Origin of the sequence: Streptomyces fildesensis (assembly GCF_016107395.1) — a bacterium.
Classification (GTDB): domain Bacteria; phylum Actinomycetota; class Actinomycetes; order Streptomycetales; family Streptomycetaceae; genus Actinacidiphila; species Actinacidiphila fildesensis.
This window is the reverse complement of the sequence record NZ_JAAIKO010000004.1, coordinates 29,952-51,445: the sequence shown is the minus strand read 5'-3', so window position 1 is coordinate 51,445 and position 21,494 is coordinate 29,952. Positions and strand designations below refer to the sequence as shown.

The window sequence follows — 21,494 nt, the reverse complement described above, 5'->3', positions numbered from 1 at the left end:
GTGTTCGCCGCGTGCTCGCCCTGATCGCCGCCCACTTCGTGCTCGCCGCCTGCGCCACCCCTCTGGTGCGGTGGCTCGGCCGGCGAGCCTTCCTCGTCCTCGCGCTGGCACCGGCCGCCACGACGGTGTGGGCGTTCACCCAGTGGGCTGCCGTCGCCGACGGCGCGGTGCGCACCGAGCAGTGGCGGTGGGCGCCCGCCCTCGATCTGAGCATCGCGCTGCGGCTCGACGCCCTCGGGCTGCTGCTGACCGTGCTGGCCGGTGGCGTCGGCGCGCTCGTACTCGTCTACTGCACCGGCTACTTCGGCGACGACGAGCCGGGACTGGCGAACTTCGCGGGCACCCTGACCGCGTTCGCCGGGGCGATGCTGGGGCTCGTCCTCGCCGACGACCTGATCCTGCTGTACGTCTTCTGGGAACTGACCACCGTCTTCTCGTTCCTGCTCATCGGCCATCTGTCGGTGAAGAAGGCCAACCGGCGCTCCGCGCTGCAGGCGCTGCTCGTCACCACGGTCGGCGGCCTGGCCATGCTGGTCGGGCTGTTGATGCTCGGTCAGGCGGCGGATACGTACCGGATCTCCGTCCTCGTCGCGCATCCGCCGCCATCGGGCGGTACGGCGGTGCCGGTCGCGCTGTTGCTGGTGCTCGCGGGGGCGCTGTCGAAGTCCGCGATCTGGCCGTTCAGTCTGTGGCTGCCCGGTGCCATGGCGGCGCCGACGCCGGTCAGCGCCTATCTGCACGCGGCGGCCATGGTGAAGGGCGGCATCTATCTCGTCGCCCGGTTCTCCCCCGCCTTCGCCGCGGTCGCGCCCTGGCGGGGTGTGACGCTGACGCTCGGTGCCGCCACGATGCTGCTCGGCGGGTGGCGGGCGCTGCGCGAGACCGACCTGAAGCGGATCCTCGCCTACGGGACGGTGAGCCAACTCGGCTTCCTCACCGCGCTGGTGGGGGCCGGGTCCCGGTACACCGCGCTGGCCGGCGCCACCATGCTGCTGACGCACGCGCTGTTCAAGGCGCCGCTGTTCCTCGTGGTCGGCATCGTCGACCATGCCACCGGGAGCCGGGACATCCGCCGGCTCGCCGGTCTGGCGCGCGCGATGCCGGTGGTCTGCGGCACCGCCTGTCTCGCCGGTGCCTCCATGGCGGGCCTGCCGCCCTTCCTCGGCTTCGCCGCCAAGGAGGCCTCGTTCGCGGCGCTCTGGGCCGGCGGCACCGCCGACCGCCTCACCCTGTACGCCACCGTCGCCGGATCGGCCCTGACCACGGCGTACACCCTGCGCTTCCTGTACGGCGCGTTCGGCCCGGCCACGTCGCCCGACCTGCCGCGGGCGACCGCGCACGGCGGGCGGACGAAGGCGGCCCTGTGGGCTCCGACGGCGCTGCTGGCGCTGGCGGGCCTGGTGCTGGGCCCGGGGGTGGGCCTGCTGGCGCCGCTGATGGAGCGTTACGCGGCCGCGTTCCCGTCCCGGGGAACCGCGTACCACCTGGCTCTGTGGCACGGCACCGGCCTCCCGCTCATCCTGTCGGAGATCGCGTGGGCGGCCGGTGCGGCGCTGTTCGTCGTACGGAACCACCTGGTGCGCTGGGGCAAGCGGCTGGCGCTGCCGAGCGCCGAGGCGGCGTTCGCCCAGATCCTGTGGCAGACGGAGCGCTTCGCGCTGCAGCTGACCGGCAGCATCCAGCGCGGTTCGCTGCCGGTCTATCTCGGCACGGCGCTGCTGGTCTTCTCCGGCGCCGAGGCGGCGGCGCTGTTCACCGACCGGCCGTGGGCCTGGGGCGGCTCGCCGCACCTGTGGGACGACGCGGGGCAGATCGCGGTGGCGGCGGCCGTGGCGGCGGCGGGCGTGCTGTGCCTGCCGACCCGGCAGCGGATGAAAGCCGTGGTGCTGGCCGGCACGACCGGGTACGGCACCGGCGTGCTGTTCGTGCTGCAGGGGGCGCCGGACCTCGCGCTGACGCAGTTCACGGTGGAGACGACCAGCATCGTCGTGTTCGTCCTGGTGCTGCGCCGCCTCCCGCACCGCTTCCCGCCGACGGCGACGGCCTGGCGCCGTGCCCTGCACGCCGCGCTCGGCGTCACCACCGGGACGCTGGCGGCAGGTCTGACGTATCTGGCGGTGGCGGCCCGCCGGCATCCGGCCGCGGGCGCCGCCATGGTGGCCGAGACCGCGCACGACGGGCTGAAGAACGTGGTCGCGACGATCCTCGTCGACCTGCGGGCCTGGGACACGATGGGCGAGTCGGCGGTGCTGGCGGTCGCGGCCGTCGGCGTGACGAGCCTGGTCTATCTGCGCCGCCGGGCCGGCGCGCTGCCGCGCGCGCAGGAGGACGGCAGCACCGCGGGCGTGTGGGCGTCGGAGGTGCGCGCCGGGCCGCGCGCGGCCCCGGAACGCACCTGGCTGGCGGCGGGCGACACCCTCGACCCCGACCGGCGCTCGGTGGTCTTCGAGGTGGTCGCGCGGCTGGTCTTCCACCCCATCCTCGTGCTCTCGCTGTATCTGCTGTTCTGCGCGGAGAACCTGCCGGGCGGCGGCTTCACGGCCGGGCTGGTCGCGGGGCTGGCGCTGGTCGTGCGGTATCTGGCGGGCGGGCGCTACGAGTTGGCCGAGGCGGCCCCCGTCGACGCCGGATTCCTGCTCGGCACCGGCCTGATGATCTCCGTCGGTACGGGTCTCGGCGGGCTGGTGCTCGGCTCGGACGTCCTGGACAGCGCGGTGTTCCACACCCGGCTGCCGCTCTTCGGCGAGGTGCACGTCCCCAGCTCCGTGCTGTTCGACTTCGGTGTGTACCTCCTGGTCCTCGGGGTCGTCCTCGATGTGCTGCGGAGCCTCGGCGCGAAGATCGACCAGCAGATCGAGCGCGAAGAAGCCCGGAGGAAGGCATGAACGCCACCGTCGCCCTGATCGCCGCCGGCGGGGTGCTGTTCGCCTGCGGGACGGTGCTGCTGCTCGCCCGCCCGCTGACCCGCATCCTGCTCGGCGCCGTCCTGCTCGGCAACGGGGTGAACCTGCTGGTGCTGGCCACCTCGGGCCGTTCCGGGAAGGCGCCGCTGCTGTCCCCCGGCACCGATCCGGCGGCGGTCTCCGACCCGTTCCCGCAGGCGATGGCGCTGACCGCGATCGTGATCACCCTGGCGCTGACCGCGTTCCTGCTCGCGATGGCGTACCGCAGCTGGCAGTTGACCGGCAGCGACGACGTACAGGACGACGTCGAGGACATCCGGGTCGCGCTGCGGGCCGAACACGAGGGGACGCGCGCCGAGTTGAGGACGGTGATCCGCGCGGACCGGGCCCGGCAGGCGCGTGCCGAGGACTCCGAGGACCTCGACGACGAACTGTGGGACAACGTGCTGGGGGCCGACCGATGAACGCGACCGCACTGCTGCCGCTGCCCGTCGTCCTCCCGCTCTTCGCCGCGGGCCTCAAACTCGCCGTCGGACTGCGACTCCCCCGGATCCAGCGGTTCATCAGCGCTGCCGTCCTCAGCGTCGTGCTGGCCGCCTCCGTCACCCTGTTGGTGGCGGCCGACCGGGACGGCCCGCAGGTGATGCACGCGGGCGGCTGGCCGGTCCCGATCGGCATCGCGCTGGTCGCCGACCGGCTGTCGGCGCTGATGCTGGTCGTCTCGTCCGCGGTGACGCTGTGCGTGCTGGTGTACTCCATCGGCCAGGGCATGGCCGACCGCGACGAGGCGACTCCGCTGTCGGTCTTCCACCCCGCGTATCTGATCCTCGTCGCCGGGGTCTCCGACACGTTCCTGTCCGGCGACCTGTTCAACCTCTACGTCGGCTTCGAGATCATGCTGACCGCCAGCTATGTCCTGCTGACGCTCGGCGGCACGGCGGCCAGGATCCGGGCCGGAGCCACGTACATCGTGGTGTCGCTGCTGTCCTCGGTGCTCTTCCTGGTGGCGATCGGCATGGTCTACGCGGCCACCGGCACCATGAACCTCGCGGAGCTCTCCGTGCGGCTGGCCGATCTGCCCGCCGGGATCCGGCTGGTGCTGCAACTCGCCCTGCTCACCGTCTTCGGGATCAAGGCGGCCGTCTTCCCGCTCGCCGCCTGGCTCCCCGACTCCTACCCGACCGCGCCGGCGCCCGTCACCGCCGTCTTCGCCGGGCTGCTCACCAAGGTCGGCGTGTACTCGATACTGCGCACCCAGACGCTGCTCTTCCCCGGCACCCGGCTCGCCGAGCCGCTGATGCTGATCGCCCTGCTGTCGATGGTCGTCGGGATCCTGGGCGCGGTCGCGCAGACCGACCTCAAACGGTTGCTGTCCTTCACCCTCGTCAGCCATATCGGGTACATGGTCTTCGGCATCGCGCTGGCCTCCCGTGGTGGTGTCGCGGGCGCGGTCTTCTACGTCGCCCACCACATCACCGTGCAGACCACGCTCTTCCTGGTCACGGGGCTGGTGGAACGCCGGGGCGGCACCACCGACCTGCAGCGGCTCGGCGGGCTCGCCAGGATCTCCCCGCTGCTCGCCGCCGTCTTCTTCGTGCCCGCGATGAACCTCGCCGGGATCCCGCCGCTGTCGGGGTTCCTCGGCAAGCTCGGGCTGCTGCGCGCGGGCGTCGCCGACGGCGGCGCCTGGGCGTACGTGCTGGTCGGCGGTGGTGTCGTGACCAGCCTGCTGACGCTCTACGCGCTGATCAAGGTCTGGAACCTGGCCTTCTGGCGGGCCGCGCCGCCCGACCTGTGTGCCGACGGCACCGTGCTGGAGACGGACGACGACGCCGATCAGGACGACTCCGACGAGGAGACCCTGATGCCCGCCGGGCGCCCCGAGTCGGCGTCCCTCAGCGGCCGTTCGATCACCACCACCGCCGCACTCCCCCGCACGATGCTCGCCGCCACCATGGCCCTGGTCGCCCTCGGGCTGGCCTACACCGTGCTGGCCGGACCGCTGACGGGGCTCGCCGACCGGGCGGCCGGCGAGCTCCTGTCACGAACGCCCTACGTCCAGGCGGTTCTGGCGCACTGACGCAGGGACCGCTCGTCGGGTCAGCGGTCGTGAACCGTGTGCGTCGCCGCGATCTGCTTCCAGGACTTCGGCTCCGCCTGCGGTGCGGCCGGGGCGGCGCGGAGCGCGCCGGCCTTCGGGGCGGCCGGCGGCGCCGCGGGCTTGGCCGCGGTGAAGAGCCAGGTCTCGAAGAGCGGGCCGAGCTTCTTCCCGGAGATCTTCTCGGCGAGCTTCTGGAACTCGGCGATGGAGCCGTTGCCGTACTGGTGCTGGGCGGGCCAGGCCTTCAGCAGGGCGAAGAACGCCTTGTCGCCGATCTTGTTGCGCAGCACCTGGATGGCGACGGCGCCCCGGTCGTAGACGGCGCCGTCGAACTGGTTCGCCGCGCCGGGGTCGCCGGGCTTGACGGTCCAGAACGGGTCGTCGGCCGGGTGCTGGCTGTAGACCCAGTCGGCGAGTTCCTGCGCGGTGCCCTCGCCCTCGTGCTCGGACCACAGCCACTGGGCGTAGCTGGCGAAGCCCTCGTTGAGCCAGATGTCCGACCAGCGGGAGAGCGAGACGCTGTCGCCCCACCACTGGTGCGCCAGCTCGTGGACGACGACCGAGGGGTTCGCCCCGCCGGCGAACTGCGCGGGGCTGTAGAAGACCCGGCCCTGCGTCTCCACGGCGTAGTGGGTGGGCACGTTGGGGGCATAGCCGCCGGCGGCGCTGAACGGGTACGGGCCGAAGTAGGTGCTCTCCCAGTCGATGATCTCGCCGGTGCGCTCGATGCTGGCGCGGGCGGCGCCGTCGTTGTCGCCCAGGTCCTTGCTGTAGGCGTTGATGACGGGCAGGCCGTTGGCGGTGGTGTTCCGCGTGATGTCGAACTTCCCGACCGCGAGGGTGGCCAGGTACGTGGCCTGCGGCTTGTTCTGCCGCCAGTTGTAGCGCGTCCAGCCGAGCTTCGAACTCTGCGAGACCAGCACACCGTTGCTGATCGCGGCCGAGCCGTCGGGGACGAGCACCGAGACGTCGTAGGTGGCCTTGTCCAGCGGGTGGTCGTTGCTGGGGAACCACCACCAGGCGGATTCCGGCTCGTTGGCGGCGACGCCGCCGTCGGGGGTGCGCTGCCAGGACGTGAAGCCGTAGCGCTTCACCTTGCCCGGGACCCCGGAGTAGCGGACGACGACGGTGGCCTGCTGGCCCTTGGCGAGCGGGGTGGCCGGGGTGATCTCCAGCTCCTGCTCACCGCTGGTGGCGAACTTCGCGACCCGGCCGTTGACCCGGACCTCGCTGACGTCCAGCGCGAAGTCGAGGTTGAAGCGGGTCAGTCCCTGGGTGGCGGTGGCCAGCAGGGTCGCGGTGCCCTCCAGCTCGTCGGTCGCGGGCTGGTACTTCAGCCGCAGGTCGTAGTGGGAGACGTCATAACCCCCGTTCCCGTACGTCGGGTAGTACGGGTCGCCGATGCCGGGCGCGCCCGGTCCGGCGTCGGCGGCGGATGCCGGGATCGCCAGCAACAGGCCGGCAGCGCTCACGGCGGAAACGATCGCTCTCTTACGCACAGGGGTCCTCCAGCGCGGGGTGAGTTCGGACACCCCGACCCTAGGAACCAGCTGTGTGTCCCAGCTACCCCTGCACCCACTGCTGTCTCAAGACCTTCACCGTGCGCAACACAACGTCTCAAAACACCGTGCGGCGCCCGCCCGCCGTGACCCCGGCTCAACCTGTCTTCAATGCCGCCTTCATCATCGCCCGCGCGATCGGCGCCGCCAGCCCGTTCCCGCTGACCTCCGAGCGGGCCGCGTCCGACTGCTCGACGACCACGGCGACCGCGACCTGGTGGCCCTTGCCGTCGTCGGCGTAGGAGACGAACCAGGCGTACGGCGTCCCGCTGTTGTTCTCGCCGTGCTGGGCGGTGCCGGTCTTGCCGCCGACCTCGACACCGCTGATCTTCGCGTTGCTGCCGGTGCCGTTGTCGACGACGTTGACCATCGCCTTGCGCAGCTTCGCCGCGGTGTCCGCGCTGACCGCGCGGGTGCTCTCGCCGTCCGGGTAGGACTGCAGCACGGTGCCGTTGCCGTCGGTGACCTGCGAGACCATGTGCGGGCTCGCCAGCTCGCCGCCGTTGGCGAGGGCCGCGACGACCATCGCCATCTGCAGCGGGGTCGCGGTGTCGTCGAACTGCCCGATGCCGGACAGGGCGGTCTGCGCCTTGTCCATGCCCTTCGGGTAGACGCTCTTGGCCGCGCGCACCGGGATGTCGAGGCTGTCGGTGTTGAAGCCGAACTTCTCGGCGGCGGCGCGCACCTTGTCCTGGCCGAGGTCGACGGCCATCTTGCCGAAGACGTTGTTGCAGCTGTACTGGAGCGCGGTGTTGATGCTCGCGTTCTCGCAGGGCGCGGACGCCGACTCGTTGACCAGCACCCGCGAGGTGCCGGGCAGCGGGTACGGGTTCGGGCTGGCGGTCTTCTCGTCGATCGACGAGTACAGCCCGTTCTCCAGGGCCGCCGCGGCGACGACGAGCTTGAACGTCGACCCCGGCGGGTACGCGGCGCGCAGCGCCCGGTTGAGCATGGGCTGGTCCTTGTCGGCCTGCAGGGCGCTCCACGCCGCGCCGTCGGCCTTCGAACCGCCCGAGATCTTCGACGGGTCGTAGCTGGGGGTGCTGACCATGCCGAGGATCCGGCCGGTCGCCGGGTCGATGGCGACGGCCGCGCCCTTCTTGTCGCCGAGCCCCTTGAAGGCGGCCTGCTGCACGGCGGGGTCGATGGTGGTGATCACATCGCCCGGCTCGGTGGCCTTGCCGGTGAGCGAGTCGGGCAGGCTCTTCAGCCGCGGGTCGGTGCCGCCCAGGATGCCGCGGTAGATGCCTTCGAGCTGGGTGGCGCCGTAGACCTGCGAGCTGTAGCCGGTGACCGCCGAGTACAGCCCGCCGCCGGTGTACGTGCGCTTGTAGCGCAGGTCGCCGCCGCTGGTGGTGGTGGAACCGGTCACCGGCTTTCCGCCCACGACGATGTCGCCGAGCGGGTTCGCGTACTGCGCGATGATGTTCCGCCGGTTGTGCTTGTCGTCCGCGAGCGCCCGGCCGTCCACCGCCTGCATCCACGTCACCCGCACCATGACCGCGAGGACGAGCAGGAGGCTGAAGACCGACGCACGCCTGATGGTCTTGTTCATCCCTTGCAAGAACGTTCCAGGGGGATTCGTTGGTTCCGGCGGGTGAGCACAGGTTCCTCACAGGTCGCGGCTCCCGCACGGAACGGCCCCGCTCTGTGAGGATCTCGACCGTGCGCACCCTGCGAGGGATCGAGTGGCCGCTGGTCGGCTGGCTCGTCGTCGTCTGGGTGCTGCTGTGGGGCAGCCTCACCGCCGCGAACGTCGTCACCGGCCTGGTCGTGGCGGTCGTGCTGTGCCTGGTCTTCCCGCTGCCGCCGCTCAACCTGGGGCTGCGGATTCACCCGGTCGGCCTAGTGCGGTTCGCCGCGCTCTTCCTCGTCGATCTGACCGTCTCGGGGCTGCGCACGGCCTGGCAGACCCTGACCCCCGCCCCGCTGCCCTGCGCGGTGCTGGCGGTCCGGCTGCGCTGCTCGGGCGACCTGATGCTGGCGGCCACCGCGATCGCCGTCTCGGCGGTGCCGGGCAGCGCCGTGCTGGAGGTCCAGCGGTCCACCGCGACGCTGTTCGTGCACGTCATGGGCTCGGACATCGAGGAGGCCAGGGACGGGGTACGCCGGCTGGAGACGCTGGTGGTGCGCGCCTTCGGCACCCGCGCGGAGATCGCGTCGCTCGATGCGGGGGGCACGTCGTGAGATGGGTCACCGCTGCCGTCCTGGGGCTGCTGATCGCGGCCGGTGTGATGGTCTTCGTCCGGCTGGTGCGCGGTCCGTCGATGCTCGACCGGGCGGTGGCGGTGGACGCGCTGCTGGCCGTGGTCGTCGCCGGCCTCGGCGCGCAGGCGGCGGCCGACCGCACCCCGTACGCGCTCCCGGTCCTGCTGGTGCTGGCCTTCCTCGGCTTCACCGGCTCGGTCGCGATCGCCCGCTTCATCGCTCTCCGGGACAAGGACTCGTCATGACCGTCCTGGACTGGGGTTCCGTGTGCGACTGGACCGCCGCGGTCTTCCTGCTGCTCGGCGCCGCGCTCTGCTTCGTGGCCGGGGTCGGACTGCTGCGGCTGCCCGACACCCTCACCCGGATGCACGCGGCGACCAAGCCGCAGGTCCTGGGTCTGCTGCTGGTGCTGGTGGGGGTGGCCCTGCGGCTGCGGTCCTGGGTGGACGTGGGCACCCTGGTGCTGATCGGGGCGTTTCAGCTGATGACCGTCCCGGTGGCGGCGCACATGGTGGGGCGGGCCGCGTACCGCACCGGTCAGGTGCGCGGCGATCAGCTGGTCCTCGACGAGCTGGACGACCATCTGACCCGATCCGGCCCCGACTGAGTCCAACCGGTAAGTTCGATATGTGACAAATGCTCGGATCGTCGGAGCACTGCGGTCCCTGGAATCCGCCGTCCTCGCCCGCCAGGGCATGGGGCTGCCCCTGCTGGCCATCGCGGTCGTCTCGGCGGCGGACCTGGCGGCCGGCCGGGACCACTACATCGGGCCCGGAATGGTGGTGGCCCCGGCGCTGGCCTCCATCACGACGACCTGGCGGCGCACCCTGCTCATCGCCGTCCTCGGCCTCGCCGCGCAGACGGCGCTCGCGCCGTACAACGGAGTCGTCCAGGGCCGCGACTGGGTGCTGCTCACCGGCCAGCTCGCCACCTATGTGGTGGTCAGCCTGTTCAGCGCCTACATCGCCTGGCGGCGCGAGACCGGCCAGCGGGCCTTCACCGCGATCACCTCGGTCGCCGAGGCCGCCCAGCGCGCCCTGCTGCGGCCCCCCGGGGACCGGGTCGGTGACGTCCGGCTCGCCGTCCGGTACGTCTCGGCGGCGGACGCGGCCCAGATCGGCGGCGACCTGTACTCCGTCCTGGACACCCCGCACGGCGTGCGCGCGCTCATCGGCGACGTCCGCGGCAAGGGTCTGGACGCCGTCCAGACCTCGGCGGTCGTGCTCGGCGCCTTCCGCGAGGCCGCCTACGACGAGGGTGGACTGACCCGCGTCGCGCAGCGCGTCGAGGCGAGCGTGCAGCGCCATGTCGTCTCCGGCGAGTTCGCCACCGCCCTCTTCGCCGAGTTCGACGGCCCCGGCTCCGTCGAGTTCCTGCACTACGGCCATGTGGCACCGCTGCGCATCTCCCCGGACGGAACGGTGACGACGCTGAACCCGCCGGACCCCTGGGTGCCGCTGGGCCTGGGCCGGCTGGTCAAGGGGGCGGCCGTGCCCTGGCGGGCACCGCTCGGCGGCGAGGACGTGCTCGTGCTCTGCACGGACGGGGTGATCGAGGCCCGCAGCCCGGTGGACGGCTCCTTCTACCCCCTCGCCGAACGGGTCGGGTCACTGGTGGCGGGTCTGGCCCAGAACCTGGAGGCGGCCGTCGAGCGCGTCTACGCCGACCTGCTGCGGCACGCGGGCGGCTCCCTCGGCGACGACGTGGTCCTCCTGCTGCTCGCGCCCGCCCGGCCCCCGACGCAGCCGCTCTGAGGCGCTACCGGGGACACCGCCGGCGCCTCCCCCTCGCGTGGCTGGAAGCATCGCACTGAGTACCCACTCCATGACGTGTCGTCAAGTGGCCCTAGCGGCAAGGCGTTCGCCTGTTCTAGGGTTACTACGTGGCCCTGGACCCCGGCCCCGCTCCAGGCGGAGCCCGGCTGGGCTCAAGTGCCTCCAACTCTGCAGGACGTGGACCGGCGTCATGGCGAAGCTTGCGGCGATCTCGCGACTCCCCCTCTCCGACCCGCGGCGATCGACCCTCGATGTCTCCTGGACGTTCTCGCTGCACCGCACCCCGGGGAGCGATGAGCTGGCCGCCAGGATGACGTGCGCCGCGCTCGACACCCTGGGGCCGTACGGGCAGGTCAGCGCGCAACTGGCCGCCGCGATCACCTTGGCGTGCGGTTATGTCGTCGACCACGGGCTCGCGCACCGGTACCGCGTGACCCTGGGCGTGGACGGGGCGCGGTGCACGGTCTCGGTGACCGATTACGGCTACGACAAACCGCTCACGGTCCCGCCCGACCCACCGCATTCGTACGCCGCGACCGCCCTGTGCCAGCAACTCGCCCACCCCACCGAGAACGGGGCGCGGATCGACGGTGTGCAGGTGCACCACGCCACCGACGGAGCGGTCCTGATCCGCTTCCGTGCCCTGCTTCCCGCCGCCGCGGCCGATGCCGCCGACGACTCCGCCCCAGGGCTCCCCCAGCCTCCCCCGGCCGCGCCGGACCACTCCCGCAGTCCAGGCGCCCGAGGGTGAGGTGCGCCCGGCCGGCGGCTCCGGGGGGAGCGGGTCGCCGGCCGGGCGCCAAAAAACGTGCGGCGGCGGTCAGTCCTGATGTGATCCGGTCAGCGCCGCGAAGACGACCACGTTCGCCGAGTACGCGCGCTTCTCCTGGTCGAACGTGCCGCCGCAGGTGATCAGCCGCAGCTCCGGCCGGGTGCCCGCCCCATAGACCCGGTCCGCGGAGAAGTGGTCCTTGTCGACGACCTCGACGCCTTCGACGGTGAACTCCGCGACGGAGCCGTCCGCCCGCTGGATCTCCACCTCCGCGCCCGGCGTCACCGTGCTCAGCCCGTAGAAGACCGCGGGCCTGGTCTCGGTGTCGACATGGCCGACGAGCAGCGCCGCGCCCGCCGCGCCCGGCGCCGGACCGCCGCGGAACCAGCCGGCGACGTCCGGGGTGCTGTACGGCGGCGGGTCCACCGCACCGTTCAGCAGGCCCCGTTCGACGATCCCGGCGTGCAGCCCGATCGACGCGATGTCCACCCGCACCGGTTTGGAGTCCGGCAGCGGGAGGTGCGGGGCGTAGACCTGCGGCGGCCGGTCGGCGGAGCCGGCCGCCGGCTGTCCGCCGGGGCCGGCCGGGTCCACCCCGTCGCCGGGGTGGCCCATCAGCCAGGCGGCGAAGAGCACCAGCCCCATCGCCACCGCGGCCCAGGTGCGGCCGCTGACGGACGTGCGTTCCTCGTCGGGCACCGCGGCCTAACCGTGGCGGCGTCGGCGGTACACCGCCACGGCCGCGAGCGATGCCGCCGCCGCGCCGCCGACCGCCAGCACCGAGTCGGTGCCGGGACCGGCCTCGGCCGGGCCGGCCGCCAGTTGCGCGGTTCCACCGCCGCCCGCCGGAACCGGGGCCGTCGGCCAGAGCGGTTCGGGCTTCACGGGGGTGACGGGCGCGACCTGGTTGATGATGACCACGGTGCCCTGGGCGGCGTGGGTGTTGCCGTCGCACTCGACGGAGACGGAGTAGGTGCCCGCCACCGCGTCGGACCGGATGGACGCGTCACTGACCAGTCCGTCCTGGCCGTCGACCGGCGGTGCCAGCGTCACCGGGCTCACGAAGACCTCGGCGCTGGCCTTGGCCTTCGCCGACCGGCAGGCGCTCTTCACGTGCAGTGTGATGACCGCGCCCGCCCAGGTCTTGCCGGGGGTGACGGTCACCGTTCCCGAGGCCGACGCCGAACTCTCGTTGTCGGCGAATGCCGGGACAGCGCCACTGAGCAGGAACAGTACGGCCGCACCGGCAGCAGCCGGTCGTCGGATATCTAGCATCGGGGGAACCTCCGCTCGGCCGGGTACGGCCAGCGGTACCCGGTGCTTCGAACATCCATCCAGGAGGGTTCCGCCGCACCCCGGACGGCGTTTGGTTACGCCATCAGGGGGTGCCGGTCACACACAGTGCGAGCGCTCAGATCTCGTCGACGAGGTCCGCGATCGAGTTCACGACCCGCGACGGCCGGAACGGGTACTTGTCGATGTCGGCCTTCGACGTCAGACCGGTCAGCACCAGGAAGGTCTCCATGCCGGACTCCAGCCCGGCGAGCACATCGGTGTCCATCCGGTCGCCGATCATCGCGCTGGTCTCGGAGTGCACACCGATCGCGTTCAGCCCGGCGCGCATCATCAGCGGGTTGGGCTTGCCGACGAAGTACGGATCCTTGCCGGTGGCCTTGGTGATCAGCGCGGCCACCGAGCCGGTGGCGGGCAGCGGGCCCTCGGCCGACGGGCCGGTCTCGTCCGGGTTGGTGCAGATGAAGCGCGCACCGCCGTTGATGAGCCGGATCGCCTTGGTGAGCGCCTCGAAGCTGTAGGTGCGGGTCTCGCCCAGCACCACGTAGTCGGGCTCGACGTCGGTGAGGATGTAGCCGACGTCGTGCAGCGCGGTGGTCAGACCGGCCTCGCCGATCGCGTACGCCGTACCGCCGGGGCGCTGGTCGTCGAGGAACTTCGCGGTGGCCAGCGCCGAGGTCCAGATGTTCTCGACCGGAACGTCGAGACCCATCCGCGACAGCCTGGCGTGCAGGTCACGGGCGGTGTAGATGGAGTTGTTCGTCAGCACCAGGAACGGCTTGCCGGACTCCCGCAGCCGCTTGATGAAGGCGTCGGCGCCGGGGATCGGCGTGCCCTCGTGGATCAGCACCCCGTCCATGTCGGTGAGCCAGGATTCGATCGGCTTGCGTGTCGACACGGGCGTGTTCTCCTGTCCTGGTGAGCGGCTCTGCGCTGCCCAGCGTAGCCGGGGCGCACCGTGTACGCCCCGGCCGTCTCATCCGCTGATCAGCTGCCGGTCGCCTTCTTCCAGGCGTCGACGTACGAGGCCAGGTCGGTGTTCACGGTGGCCCAGTCGGGCGTGAAGATCTCGACGCCGGACATGATCGCCTTCAGCTTCGCCGCGTTCGCGTCCGTCGCCGTCACATCGGTGCGGGCCGGGAAGCCGCCGCCGACCGAGGACACCTCCTGCTGCGCCTCGGGGGTGAGCAGGAAGTCCAGCAGCTTCTTGCCGTTCTCCGTGTGCGGGGCGTCCTTGACCAGGCCGGCCGCGTACGGGAGCGCGAAGCTGGTGGGCTTGCCGGTGGCGTTCGCGGCGGGGAAGAAGATGCCCTGGTTCGGCATGGACTTCATGTCGGCGTAGTTCATCTGCACATCGCCGTTGGCGACGACCAGTTCACCCTTGTCGACCTTGGGCGCGAGCGCGCCCGTCGACTTCGACGGTCCGACGTTGTTGGTCTGCAGCTTCTTCAGGTACGCCATCGCCGGCTCCAGGCCGCCGAAGTCGTGGATCGCCTTGATGACGACGGCCGTGCCGTCGCCGGCGACGCCCGGCGTGGAGTACTGCAGCTTGCCCTTGTACTGGGCGCCGAGCAGGTCGTCCCAGGTCTTGGGGGCCTGCTTCAGTTCCTTGGTGTTGTAGATGAAGCAGAAGTAGTTGTTGACGACCGAGGTCCACTTGCCGCCGGCGTCCTTGTCGGCGGCGGCGACCTGGTCGGAGCCGGCCGGCTTGTAGGTGTCCAGCAGTCCCTTGCTGTCGGCCTGCTGGATGAACGGCGGCAGGGTGACGACGACGTCAGCCTGGGTGTTGGACTTCTCCCGGGCCAGCCGCTGCACCATCTCGCCGGAGCCGCCCTCGACGTACTTCACCTTGATGCCGGTCTTCGCGGTGAAGTCCTTGAAGACCTTGTCGTAGAAGCCGGAGCCGTCGTCGGCCTTGAGGCCGTCGGCGCTGTAGACGGTGATCTCCTTGGCGTCGCTCGCGGCCGAGGAACCGCCGCAGGCGGTGAGCGAACCGGCGAGGACCAGGGCGCCGGCGACGGCGGCGAGCGGCTTGAGACTGTGTGCGGGCATGGCAGATCGATCTCCTTGCTGGGTAACGGAATCGCGGGGGGTGGTGCGGGACGTCAGCGGTAGGCGGCCCTGGTGCGGATCCGGCTCACGCCGAGCAGGACGACGAGCGTCGTCACCATCAGCACCACGGCGAGGGCGGCTCCGGAGAAGAGCGAGCCCCGGTCGGTGGCACCGAAGATCTTGACCGGCAGCGGGAGCCAGTCGGGTGGGTAGAGCATCATCGTGGCGCTCAACTCGCCCATGGACAGGGCGAAGCAGAGGCCGGCCGCCGCGGTCAGGGACGGCAGCAGCAACGGCAGTTTCACCCGCCACAGCACATACGCGGGGCGGGCGCCCAGGCTCGCGGCGCTCTGCTCGTAGGCCGGGTCGAGCCGGGCGACGGCCGCCGCGACGGACTGGTACGCGAAGGCCGTGACCAGCACCGTATGGGCCAGGACGACGATGCCGCGGGTGCCGTTGAGCAGCAGCGGCGGCTTCGAGAACGCCACCAGCAGGGACAGCCCGACCACCACCGACGGCACCGCCACCGGCAGCATGAACAGCGCGTCCAGCAGCCTGCGGCCGCGACCGCGCAGCGCGTCGGCGGCCAGCGCCGCCCAGCCGCCGACCACCAGGGCCAGCACGCTCGCGGCCAGCGCGGTGACCAGGCTGGTGGTGAGCGCGTCCAGCGACTCGCCGCGGGTGATGTCCTGGTAGTGGGTGAGGGTCGCGCCGGAGGGGAAGGCCCCGCTCCAGTGCGTAGCGAAGGACGCCAGCGCGATCACCGCGAACGGCAGCGCGAACAGCGGCAGGAACAGGACGAAGAAGACGGTCCACACGGCCCAGCGGCCACTGCGGCTATGCACCAGCACGACGGCCTCCGGCGGCTGTTCGGGCGACGACGGCGCGGTACAGCCCGTAGAGGGCGACCGACAGGGCGATGTTCACGACCGCGACGACACAGGCGCCGGTGTAGTCCGACTCCAGGATCGCCTTGCTGTAGACGAGCATCGGCAGCGTGGTGACGTCCTTCGCACCGGTGAAGAGCACGATGCCGAACTCGTTCAGGCACATCACCAGCACCAGGCTGCCGCCCGCCGCGAGCGACGGCAGCGCCTCCGGCAGGATCACCTGCCGGACGATCCGCGGCGCCTTCGCGCCCAGCGAGGACGCGACCTCGATCTGCGCGGTGTCCACCTGCGAGAAGGCGGCGAGCAGCGGCCGCATCACGAACGGTGTGAAGTACGTGATCTCCGCGAGCAGCACGCCCCAGGGCGTGTGCAGGAAGTCGACGGGTCCGCCCGCCGCGCCCGTCGCATCCGTCCACAGGCCGTTCGCCATGCCGACCGTGCCGTAGACGAAGAGCAGCGCGAGCGTGATCAGGAAGGACGGGAAGGCGAGGAAGATGTCGATGAACCGGCTGAGCGCCTTCCCGCCGGGGAACGGTACGAAGGCGATCACGAGGGCCAGCGCGAAGCCCAGCACCAGGCAGCCCACGGTGGAGCCGACCGCGATCCAGACCGTCGTCCACAGCGCCTCGCGGAAACCCGTCGAGGCGAACACCTCGCGGTACGCGGACAGATCGTGCCCGCCGGTGTCCGGGGTGAACGACTGCTGGACGACCAGCACGAGCGGGTACAGGAACGCCAGCGCCAGCCCGGCCACGGGCGGCAGCGCCCAGACCCAGCGGGGCACCGCGCGCGGTGTCCGTGCCGGACGGGGCACGGGTGCCGCGAGGTCCGGCGTCCGCACGGTCCCGGTACTCATACCCGCTCCAGGAGCGGTCGCTCCGTGCCGACACCGGCCGGCAGGAGCACCGTGTCCTCGGGGTCGAAGGCGAGCGTCACCGTCGCCCCGACCGCAGGCGGCTGCCGCAGGTCGCCGACGTCCGCGCGGATCTCGTGGCCGCCGGCGTCGACGAGCAGCCGGTGGGTCGAACCGCGCCACTGCACGCCCGTCACCGTGCCGCGCAGCGAGTTGGCCGCGCCGCCGGCCGCTCCCGCTGCGGCCAGCCGCAGGGCGTGCGGGCGGACGCACATCGTGGCCTCGGCACCCTCGACCGCGCCCTTCGGGAGCTCGGCGGCGCGCACCACCGCGTCGCCGAAGTGCAGCGCCCCCTCCCCCGCGACCCGGACCGGCAGCAGGTTCGCGCTGCCGACGAAGGAGGCGGTGAACTCGGTGCGCGGGCGGCGGTAGAGGTCCTGCGGGGTGCCGCAGTCCTGCAGCCGCGCCTTGTCCATGACCGCGATCCGGTCGGCGAGGGTGAGCGCCTCGATCTGGTCGTGGGTGACGTACAGGATGGAGACGTCGGGCAGTTCGCGGTGCAGCCGCGCCAGCTCGGCGAGCATGCCCGAGCGCAGCTGCGCGTCGAGCGCCGACAGCGGCTCGTCGAGCAGCAGGACGCCGGGCCGGATGGCCAGTGCGCGGGCGATCGCGACGCGCTGCTGCTGACCGCCGGAGAGTTCGCGCGGATAGCGCCGGGCGTAGCCGGCCATCCCCGTCATCTCCAGCGCTTCCGCGACCCGGCCGGGTATCGCGGCGCGTGGCGTGCGCTGCGCCTTGAGGCCGAACGCGACGTTCTGGTCGACGCGCAGGTGCGGGAAGAGGGCGTACTGCTGGACGACCATCCCGATGCCGCGCCGGTGCGGCGGCAGATCGGTGACGTCCTGCCCGCCGATCAGCACCCGCCCGCCGGACGGCCGCACGAAGCCGGCGACCGCCCGCAGCGCGGTGGTCTTGCCGGAGCCGGACGGGCCGAGGAGGGCGAGGACCTCGCCCGGCTCGACGGTGAGGTCGAGCGCGTCGAGCACCGTCAGGTCCCCGTACGTGACGCTCACGTGGTCGAAACGAATGCCGCTGCGCACCGCGCGCGACGTCGGGACCGCCTCGGGCCCGCCCGGCTCCGTACTCATCGCTGCTGCCCCGCCCCGGCGGCCGCGCCGAACCCGTCGGCCGCGGCGAACCCGGTGAACCCGGTGAACCCGGTGATCGTCCGCGGGAGTTCCGCGACGGAGGCCAGGACATGGGTCGCCCCGGCGCCGCGCAGCGCGGCCTCGTCGTGCGCGCCGGTCAGCACGCCGGCGACCACCGAGGCGCCGGAGCGGCGGCCGCAGAGCATGTCGTACGAGGTGTCGCCCGCGACGGCGATCTCCCGTACGTCGTCGGCCGCCCCGGTGCGCAGCAGTGCGGCGAGCACCAGGTCGGGGAACGGGCGCCCGCGCCCGGCGTCGGCCGGGCACAGGGTGAGGTCGGCGATGTCCTGCCAGCCGAGCGCGTCCAGGATCGCGTCCTGGGTGACGCGCGAGAAGCCGGTGGTCAGCACGACCGTGCGGCCCTCGTCCCGCAGCTTCCCGATCGTCTCGGCGGCGCCGGGCAGCGGCGCGCAGCGGCCGCCGTCGACGAGTTCCGCGTAGGCGCTCTCGAACGCCGCGTTGCCGCGCTGGGCGATGTCCTCGTCGCCGAAGAGCGCGCGGAAGACGGTGATCTTCGACTCGCCCATCGTCGCGCGGACGTAGTCGAGCTTCTTCGCGTGGTCGTCGCTGCCCGGCTCCACCCCGAGCCGTTCGGCGGCGCGGGAGAAGGCCTGTTCCACGAGCCCGCCGTCGGCGACCGTGGTCCCGGCCATGTCGAGCACGACCAGTTTGATGCTGCCGTCCGTCATGGTGTCCGTCCTGTCGGTCATCGTTTCCCTCACCAGCCCAGCGCGTCGGCGGTCGTCTCACCGATCGCCGGGGAACAGGTCATGCCGCGCCCGCCGGGCCCGGTGACCAGCCACACTCCGTCCAGTACTTCCTGCCGGTGCACCACATGTGCGGTGTCCACGCACTGCGCGTACACCCCGGCCCAGCGGCGCCTGATGCGCGGCAGCGGCCGGCCGAGCAGCTGCCCGGCCCGCTCCAGCAGGTGGTCGTACGGGTCCTCGACGACGTCGAAGTTGAACGTCTCGTCGTACTCGTGGGTGTCGCCGATGGTCAGTCCGCCGTCGAGGCGCTGGACCATCAGCAGCTGCATCTTGTGCGCGGCGGCCACCGGCGGCTGCGGCTGTCCGGCGCGCAGCGCGTCGAGCGCGTCGCCCTCGTAGGCCGGGTAGTAGCGGAAGCTGTCGGCGTCGGCGACCGAGGTGGTCAGCGGCTCGCCGAGCGGATCGGTCTGCGCCATCTGCAACCGCACCCGGCGGACCGGCAGTTCGGGGGCGAGCTCGCGCACCAGCCCGGACAGCCAGGCCCCGGTGGCCAGGACGACGCTGTCGCCCCGGTGCACCTCGCCGTGGTCGTCGCGGACCGTGCCGGGCCCGACCTCCCGGACCTCGCGGCCGGGGAGGAACGTGTACCGGCCGGTCGCCGCCAGGTACTCGCGCAGCGCGGGCAGCGCGACCCGGGACTCGACGGCGGCGTCCCGCTCGCACAGCAGCGCCCCGGTGATGTCGCCGCGCAGCGCCGGGTTGTGGTCCCGGGCGGCCGCGGCGTCCAGCCACTTGAAGCCGCGCTCGGCGGCGTCGGGGCGGGCGATGACCTCGTCCACGACGGCCTTCTCGGCCGCGGTGCGGACCACGGTGAGCGAGCCGTTGGCGCGGAAGCCGGTGCCCGGCACCCGGGCACCGATGTCCTCCCACAGCTCACGGGCCCGCAGCGCGGTCTCCAGCTCCTCGCCGGCCGACCGGCCACCGACCCACACCAGGCCGAAGTTGCGTACGGAGGCGCCGCGGGCCTCCCGCTCGCGCTCCAGGTGGACGACCTCATGGCCGCGGTGGACGGCTTGCCAGGCGTGCATCGTGCCGAGCGCACCGGCGCCGACGATCAGGACTCTCATGGGGCCCAAAGGTGCTCGGGCCTTCGGAAGCGTACGTATCTCATGCATGAACCGATGGTGAACAGCCCAGCAACGCTTGGACTAGACCCGTTACCGTTTCGTGATCGAAATCCTTCGCACAGCCTCCCGTCGGCCCGGCTACTTCTTGGACATCTGCGTGGTGAAACTGAACCGGTCGCCGCGGTAGAGCGAGCGCACCCGCTCGACCGGCACTCCCCCGCCGTCCCGGCTCGTCCGGTGCAGCAGCAGCATCGGCAGCGCGGGCGGCGTACCGATCAGCAGCGCCTCGCGCGGCGTCGCGAGCACCGTCTCGATCCGCTCGTCGGCCGACATCAGTTCCAGTCCGGCCTTGTCGCGCAGATACACGTAGAAGGACGAGTCGGGGGCGAAGTCCCGTTCCAGGTGTGGCAGTCGGGCCACCGACAGATAGGTGCTCTCCAGGCCGACCCGTTCCTCGTCGGCGAGCAGCACCCGCTCCATGTGCCAGACCTCGTCACCGGCCGCGATCTGCAACTCGCGCGCCAGCACCGCGTCCGCCGCCAACCGCTCCAGAGTGATCAGATGGCGGCTCGGGACCCGGCCCTGCCGCCGGACGCCCTCGGTGTAGCTCGCCAGCGACAGCGGCTGCTCCAGCTTCGGCCCGGCCACCACCGTGCCCCGCCCCTTGCGCCGCACCCGGCCCTGGATCAGCAGCTCGCGCAGCGCCTGCCGCACGGTCTCCCGCGCCACCTCGAACGTGGCCGCCAACTCCCGCTCGGTCGGCAGCAGTCCGCCCTCGCCGAGCTCGTCGAGCACGGCCTCCAGCCGGGTCTTCACAGCGTAGTACTTGGGCACCCGGCCGTGCTCGGGAATGCCGGACCGGATCGGGGCATGTGGATCTGTCACGGGACCGATCCTCGCAGAACAGTGGCGGTCCGCCTGCCCGTCAGCCGAGTGCGGCGCCGCCGAACACCGAGGCCAGCACGAGCAGCGCCGCGCCGTCGGCCACCACCCGCGTCCCGCCGGGGGCCACCGAGACCGGCACCGTGCGCCCCGCGGAACGAGCCGTGCGCTCGGTCAGCACCGCCGCGACCTCCTGCCGGAACAGCGTCTCGTCGGCCAGTACGGTGCGCCCGCCGAGCACCACCCGGTCGATGTCCAGCAGCGAGACGAGGTTGGCCGCACCGACGCCCAGCAGGTACGCGGCGCCCGCCGAGTCACCGCGGTCGACCGCGGCCAGGCACATCGCCTCGATGCAGCCGCGGTTGCCGCAACCGCACACCGGACCGTCCAACTGCACGACCTGGTGCCCGAATTCGCCCGCGCCGGTGCGCTCGCCGCGGAAGACGGCGCCGTCCAGCACCAGCCCGGCGCCCAGCCCGGTCCCCAGATGCAGATACGCGAACGATCCGTCCCCCGCGTCCTGGCCGAGGACCGCGAGCGCCGCCGCGTTGGTGTCCTTGTCGACGACGACCCGCAGCCCGAGCCGCCGCTCCAGCGCGTCGCGCAGCGGGAAGCCGTCCCAGTCCGGGAAGCCGGTGACACGGTGCAGGACGCCCGAGGCGTGGTCGAGCGGCCCGGGAGCCGCGACGCCGACGCCGAGGATGGCGGGGCCGGCGTCCAGCGCCCGCACCTCGCGCGCCACCGCCTCCAGCACCTCCCCGGCGGGGCGGCCGAAGTCGAGCCGGGAGGTGCGGGCCCGCATCCGCTCGCCCGACAGGTCGGCGAGGACGACGGTCAGCTCGTCACGGTCCAGATGCACCCCGGCCGCGTACCGCGCCCGGCGCACCAGCCGCAGCTCGGTCCGCGGCTTGCCGCCGGTCGACGCCTGCCGCCCCGACTCCTCGGCCAGCCCCTCGGCCCGCAGCCGCGCGGTGATCTTGCTGACCGCCTGCGGGGTGAGCCCGGTGCGCTCGGCGAGCTCCAGCCGGCTGATGCCGCCGGTCCCGTGCCGGGTGGCGGCGCGCAGCAGATCGAGCACCAGAGCGGCGTTGTGGTGCCGCAGCGCGGGCAGATTCGCCCCTGAGATTCCCCTGTTCACCCCTCCATTGTCCCCGGTGCTTG

General features: G+C 72.2%; 21 protein-coding genes. 8 read left to right on the top strand and 13 right to left on the bottom strand.

Going from position 1 to position 21,494, the window contains the following annotated elements; translation table 11 throughout:
• The first annotated feature begins 11 nt into the window (after nt 1-11).
• From C6N31_RS08270 to C6N31_RS08260, 3 genes are read left to right on the top strand one after another with little or no spacing between them, the layout of a single operon-like run.
• Nucleotides 12-2,885, top strand: a complete 2,874-nt coding sequence (locus tag C6N31_RS08270; RefSeq protein WP_198357325.1) for a Na+/H+ antiporter subunit A — start codon at nt 12-14, stop codon at nt 2,883-2,885.
• Complete coding sequence (locus C6N31_RS08265) at nt 2,882-3,367, top strand: Na(+)/H(+) antiporter subunit C (protein WP_138358379.1); 486 nt, start codon at nt 2,882-2,884, stop codon at nt 3,365-3,367. The genes C6N31_RS08270 and C6N31_RS08265 overlap by 4 nt, the downstream gene beginning before the upstream one ends.
• Nucleotides 3,364-4,983, top strand: coding sequence for a Na+/H+ antiporter subunit D (locus C6N31_RS08260; protein ID WP_164295441.1), 1,620 nt, complete (start codon nt 3,364-3,366; stop codon nt 4,981-4,983). Before C6N31_RS08265 ends, C6N31_RS08260 begins: the two co-directional genes overlap by 4 nt.
• Nucleotides 4,984-5,003: 20 nt before the next feature.
• Here C6N31_RS08260 and C6N31_RS08255 read toward each other — a convergent pair whose 3' ends face one another.
• Both C6N31_RS08255 and C6N31_RS08250 read right to left on the bottom strand, forming a co-directional pair.
• Nucleotides 5,004-6,503 carry a M1 family metallopeptidase gene (locus C6N31_RS08255; RefSeq protein WP_198357324.1) on the bottom strand — a complete coding sequence of 500 codons (1,500 nt, stop codon included), beginning with the start codon at nt 6,501-6,503 and terminating at the stop codon, nt 5,004-5,006.
• 157 nt (nt 6,504-6,660) lie between these two features.
• Nucleotides 6,661-8,118, bottom strand: a complete 1,458-nt coding sequence (locus C6N31_RS08250) for a peptidoglycan D,D-transpeptidase FtsI family protein (protein ID WP_138358373.1) — start codon at nt 8,116-8,118, stop codon at nt 6,661-6,663.
• A gap of 110 nt (nt 8,119-8,228) precedes the next feature.
• Between C6N31_RS08250 and C6N31_RS08245 the strand changes: the two genes are divergently transcribed.
• The 5 genes from C6N31_RS08245 (at nt 8,229) to C6N31_RS08225 (ending at nt 11,297) form a co-directional block, all read left to right on the top strand.
• Nucleotides 8,229-8,750, top strand: a complete 522-nt coding sequence (locus C6N31_RS08245; protein ID WP_244809190.1) for a Na+/H+ antiporter subunit E — start codon at nt 8,229-8,231, stop codon at nt 8,748-8,750.
• Complete coding sequence (locus C6N31_RS08240) at nt 8,747-9,016, top strand: MrpF/PhaF family protein (RefSeq protein ID WP_244809191.1); 270 nt, start codon at nt 8,747-8,749, stop codon at nt 9,014-9,016. The genes C6N31_RS08245 and C6N31_RS08240 overlap by 4 nt, the downstream gene beginning before the upstream one ends.
• A complete protein-coding gene (mnhG, locus tag C6N31_RS08235; protein WP_198357323.1) occupies nt 9,013-9,378 on the top strand; it encodes a monovalent cation/H(+) antiporter subunit G in 366 nt (121 codons plus the stop codon). The genes C6N31_RS08240 and mnhG overlap by 4 nt, the downstream gene beginning before the upstream one ends.
• 22 nt (nt 9,379-9,400) lie before the next feature.
• Nucleotides 9,401-10,525 (top strand): PP2C family protein-serine/threonine phosphatase, encoded by a 1,125-nt coding sequence (locus C6N31_RS08230; protein WP_138358367.1) that lies wholly within the window; start codon nt 9,401-9,403, stop codon nt 10,523-10,525.
• A gap of 211 nt (nt 10,526-10,736) precedes the next feature.
• Nucleotides 10,737-11,297: a hypothetical protein gene (locus tag C6N31_RS08225; protein WP_138358365.1), complete on the top strand. Its 561-nt coding sequence runs from the start codon at nt 10,737-10,739 to the stop codon at nt 11,295-11,297.
• Between the two features lie 69 nt (nt 11,298-11,366).
• Here the strand turns inward: C6N31_RS08225 and C6N31_RS08220 are convergent, their stop codons facing one another.
• The 11 genes from C6N31_RS08220 to C6N31_RS08170 all read right to left on the bottom strand — a co-directional run bounded on the left by C6N31_RS08220 (nt 11,367) and on the right by C6N31_RS08170 (nt 21,471).
• Complete coding sequence (locus C6N31_RS08220; RefSeq protein WP_198357401.1) at nt 11,367-11,963, bottom strand: class F sortase; 597 nt, start codon at nt 11,961-11,963, stop codon at nt 11,367-11,369.
• Nucleotides 11,964-12,023: 60 nt separating this feature from the next.
• Complete coding sequence (locus tag C6N31_RS08215) at nt 12,024-12,593, bottom strand: hypothetical protein (RefSeq protein WP_138358363.1); 570 nt, start codon at nt 12,591-12,593, stop codon at nt 12,024-12,026.
• 136 nt (nt 12,594-12,729) lie between these two features.
• Nucleotides 12,730-13,509 (bottom strand): HAD-IIA family hydrolase, encoded by a 780-nt coding sequence (locus tag C6N31_RS08210; RefSeq protein WP_138358361.1) that lies wholly within the window; start codon nt 13,507-13,509, stop codon nt 12,730-12,732.
• An 89-nt stretch (nt 13,510-13,598) separates the two neighbouring features.
• The gene (locus tag C6N31_RS08205) at nt 13,599-14,663 is read right to left on the bottom strand and encodes a 2-aminoethylphosphonate ABC transporter substrate-binding protein (RefSeq protein ID WP_198357322.1); all 1,065 of its coding nucleotides are present in this window, start codon (nt 14,661-14,663) and stop codon (nt 13,599-13,601) included.
• 53 nt (nt 14,664-14,716) lie between these two features.
• Nucleotides 14,717-15,514, bottom strand: coding sequence for an ABC transporter permease (locus C6N31_RS08200; RefSeq protein ID WP_164295446.1), 798 nt, complete (start codon nt 15,512-15,514; stop codon nt 14,717-14,719).
• Nucleotides 15,501-16,409, bottom strand: coding sequence for a 2-aminoethylphosphonate ABC transporter permease subunit (locus C6N31_RS08195; protein WP_198357321.1), 909 nt, complete (start codon nt 16,407-16,409; stop codon nt 15,501-15,503). The genes C6N31_RS08200 and C6N31_RS08195 overlap by 14 nt, the downstream gene beginning before the upstream one ends.
• The gene (locus tag C6N31_RS08190) at nt 16,406-17,554 is read right to left on the bottom strand and encodes an ABC transporter ATP-binding protein (protein ID WP_138358353.1); all 1,149 of its coding nucleotides are present in this window, start codon (nt 17,552-17,554) and stop codon (nt 16,406-16,408) included. The genes C6N31_RS08195 and C6N31_RS08190 overlap by 4 nt, the downstream gene beginning before the upstream one ends.
• Nucleotides 17,551-18,324, bottom strand: a complete 774-nt coding sequence (locus C6N31_RS08185) for a phosphonatase-like hydrolase (RefSeq protein ID WP_232484962.1) — start codon at nt 18,322-18,324, stop codon at nt 17,551-17,553. The genes C6N31_RS08190 and C6N31_RS08185 overlap by 4 nt, the downstream gene beginning before the upstream one ends.
• A gap of 8 nt (nt 18,325-18,332) precedes the next feature.
• Nucleotides 18,333-19,451 carry a TIGR03364 family FAD-dependent oxidoreductase gene (locus C6N31_RS08180; RefSeq protein WP_198357320.1) on the bottom strand — a complete coding sequence of 373 codons (1,119 nt, stop codon included), beginning with the start codon at nt 19,449-19,451 and terminating at the stop codon, nt 18,333-18,335.
• A 138-nt stretch (nt 19,452-19,589) separates the two neighbouring features.
• Nucleotides 19,590-20,336: a GntR family transcriptional regulator gene (locus C6N31_RS08175; RefSeq protein ID WP_244809194.1), complete on the bottom strand. Its 747-nt coding sequence runs from the start codon at nt 20,334-20,336 to the stop codon at nt 19,590-19,592.
• A gap of 40 nt (nt 20,337-20,376) precedes the next feature.
• Entirely contained in the window at nt 20,377-21,471 is a 1,095-nt protein-coding gene (locus C6N31_RS08170) for an ROK family transcriptional regulator (RefSeq protein WP_198357319.1), read from the bottom strand.
• Between the last annotated feature and the right edge of the window lie 23 nt (nt 21,472-21,494).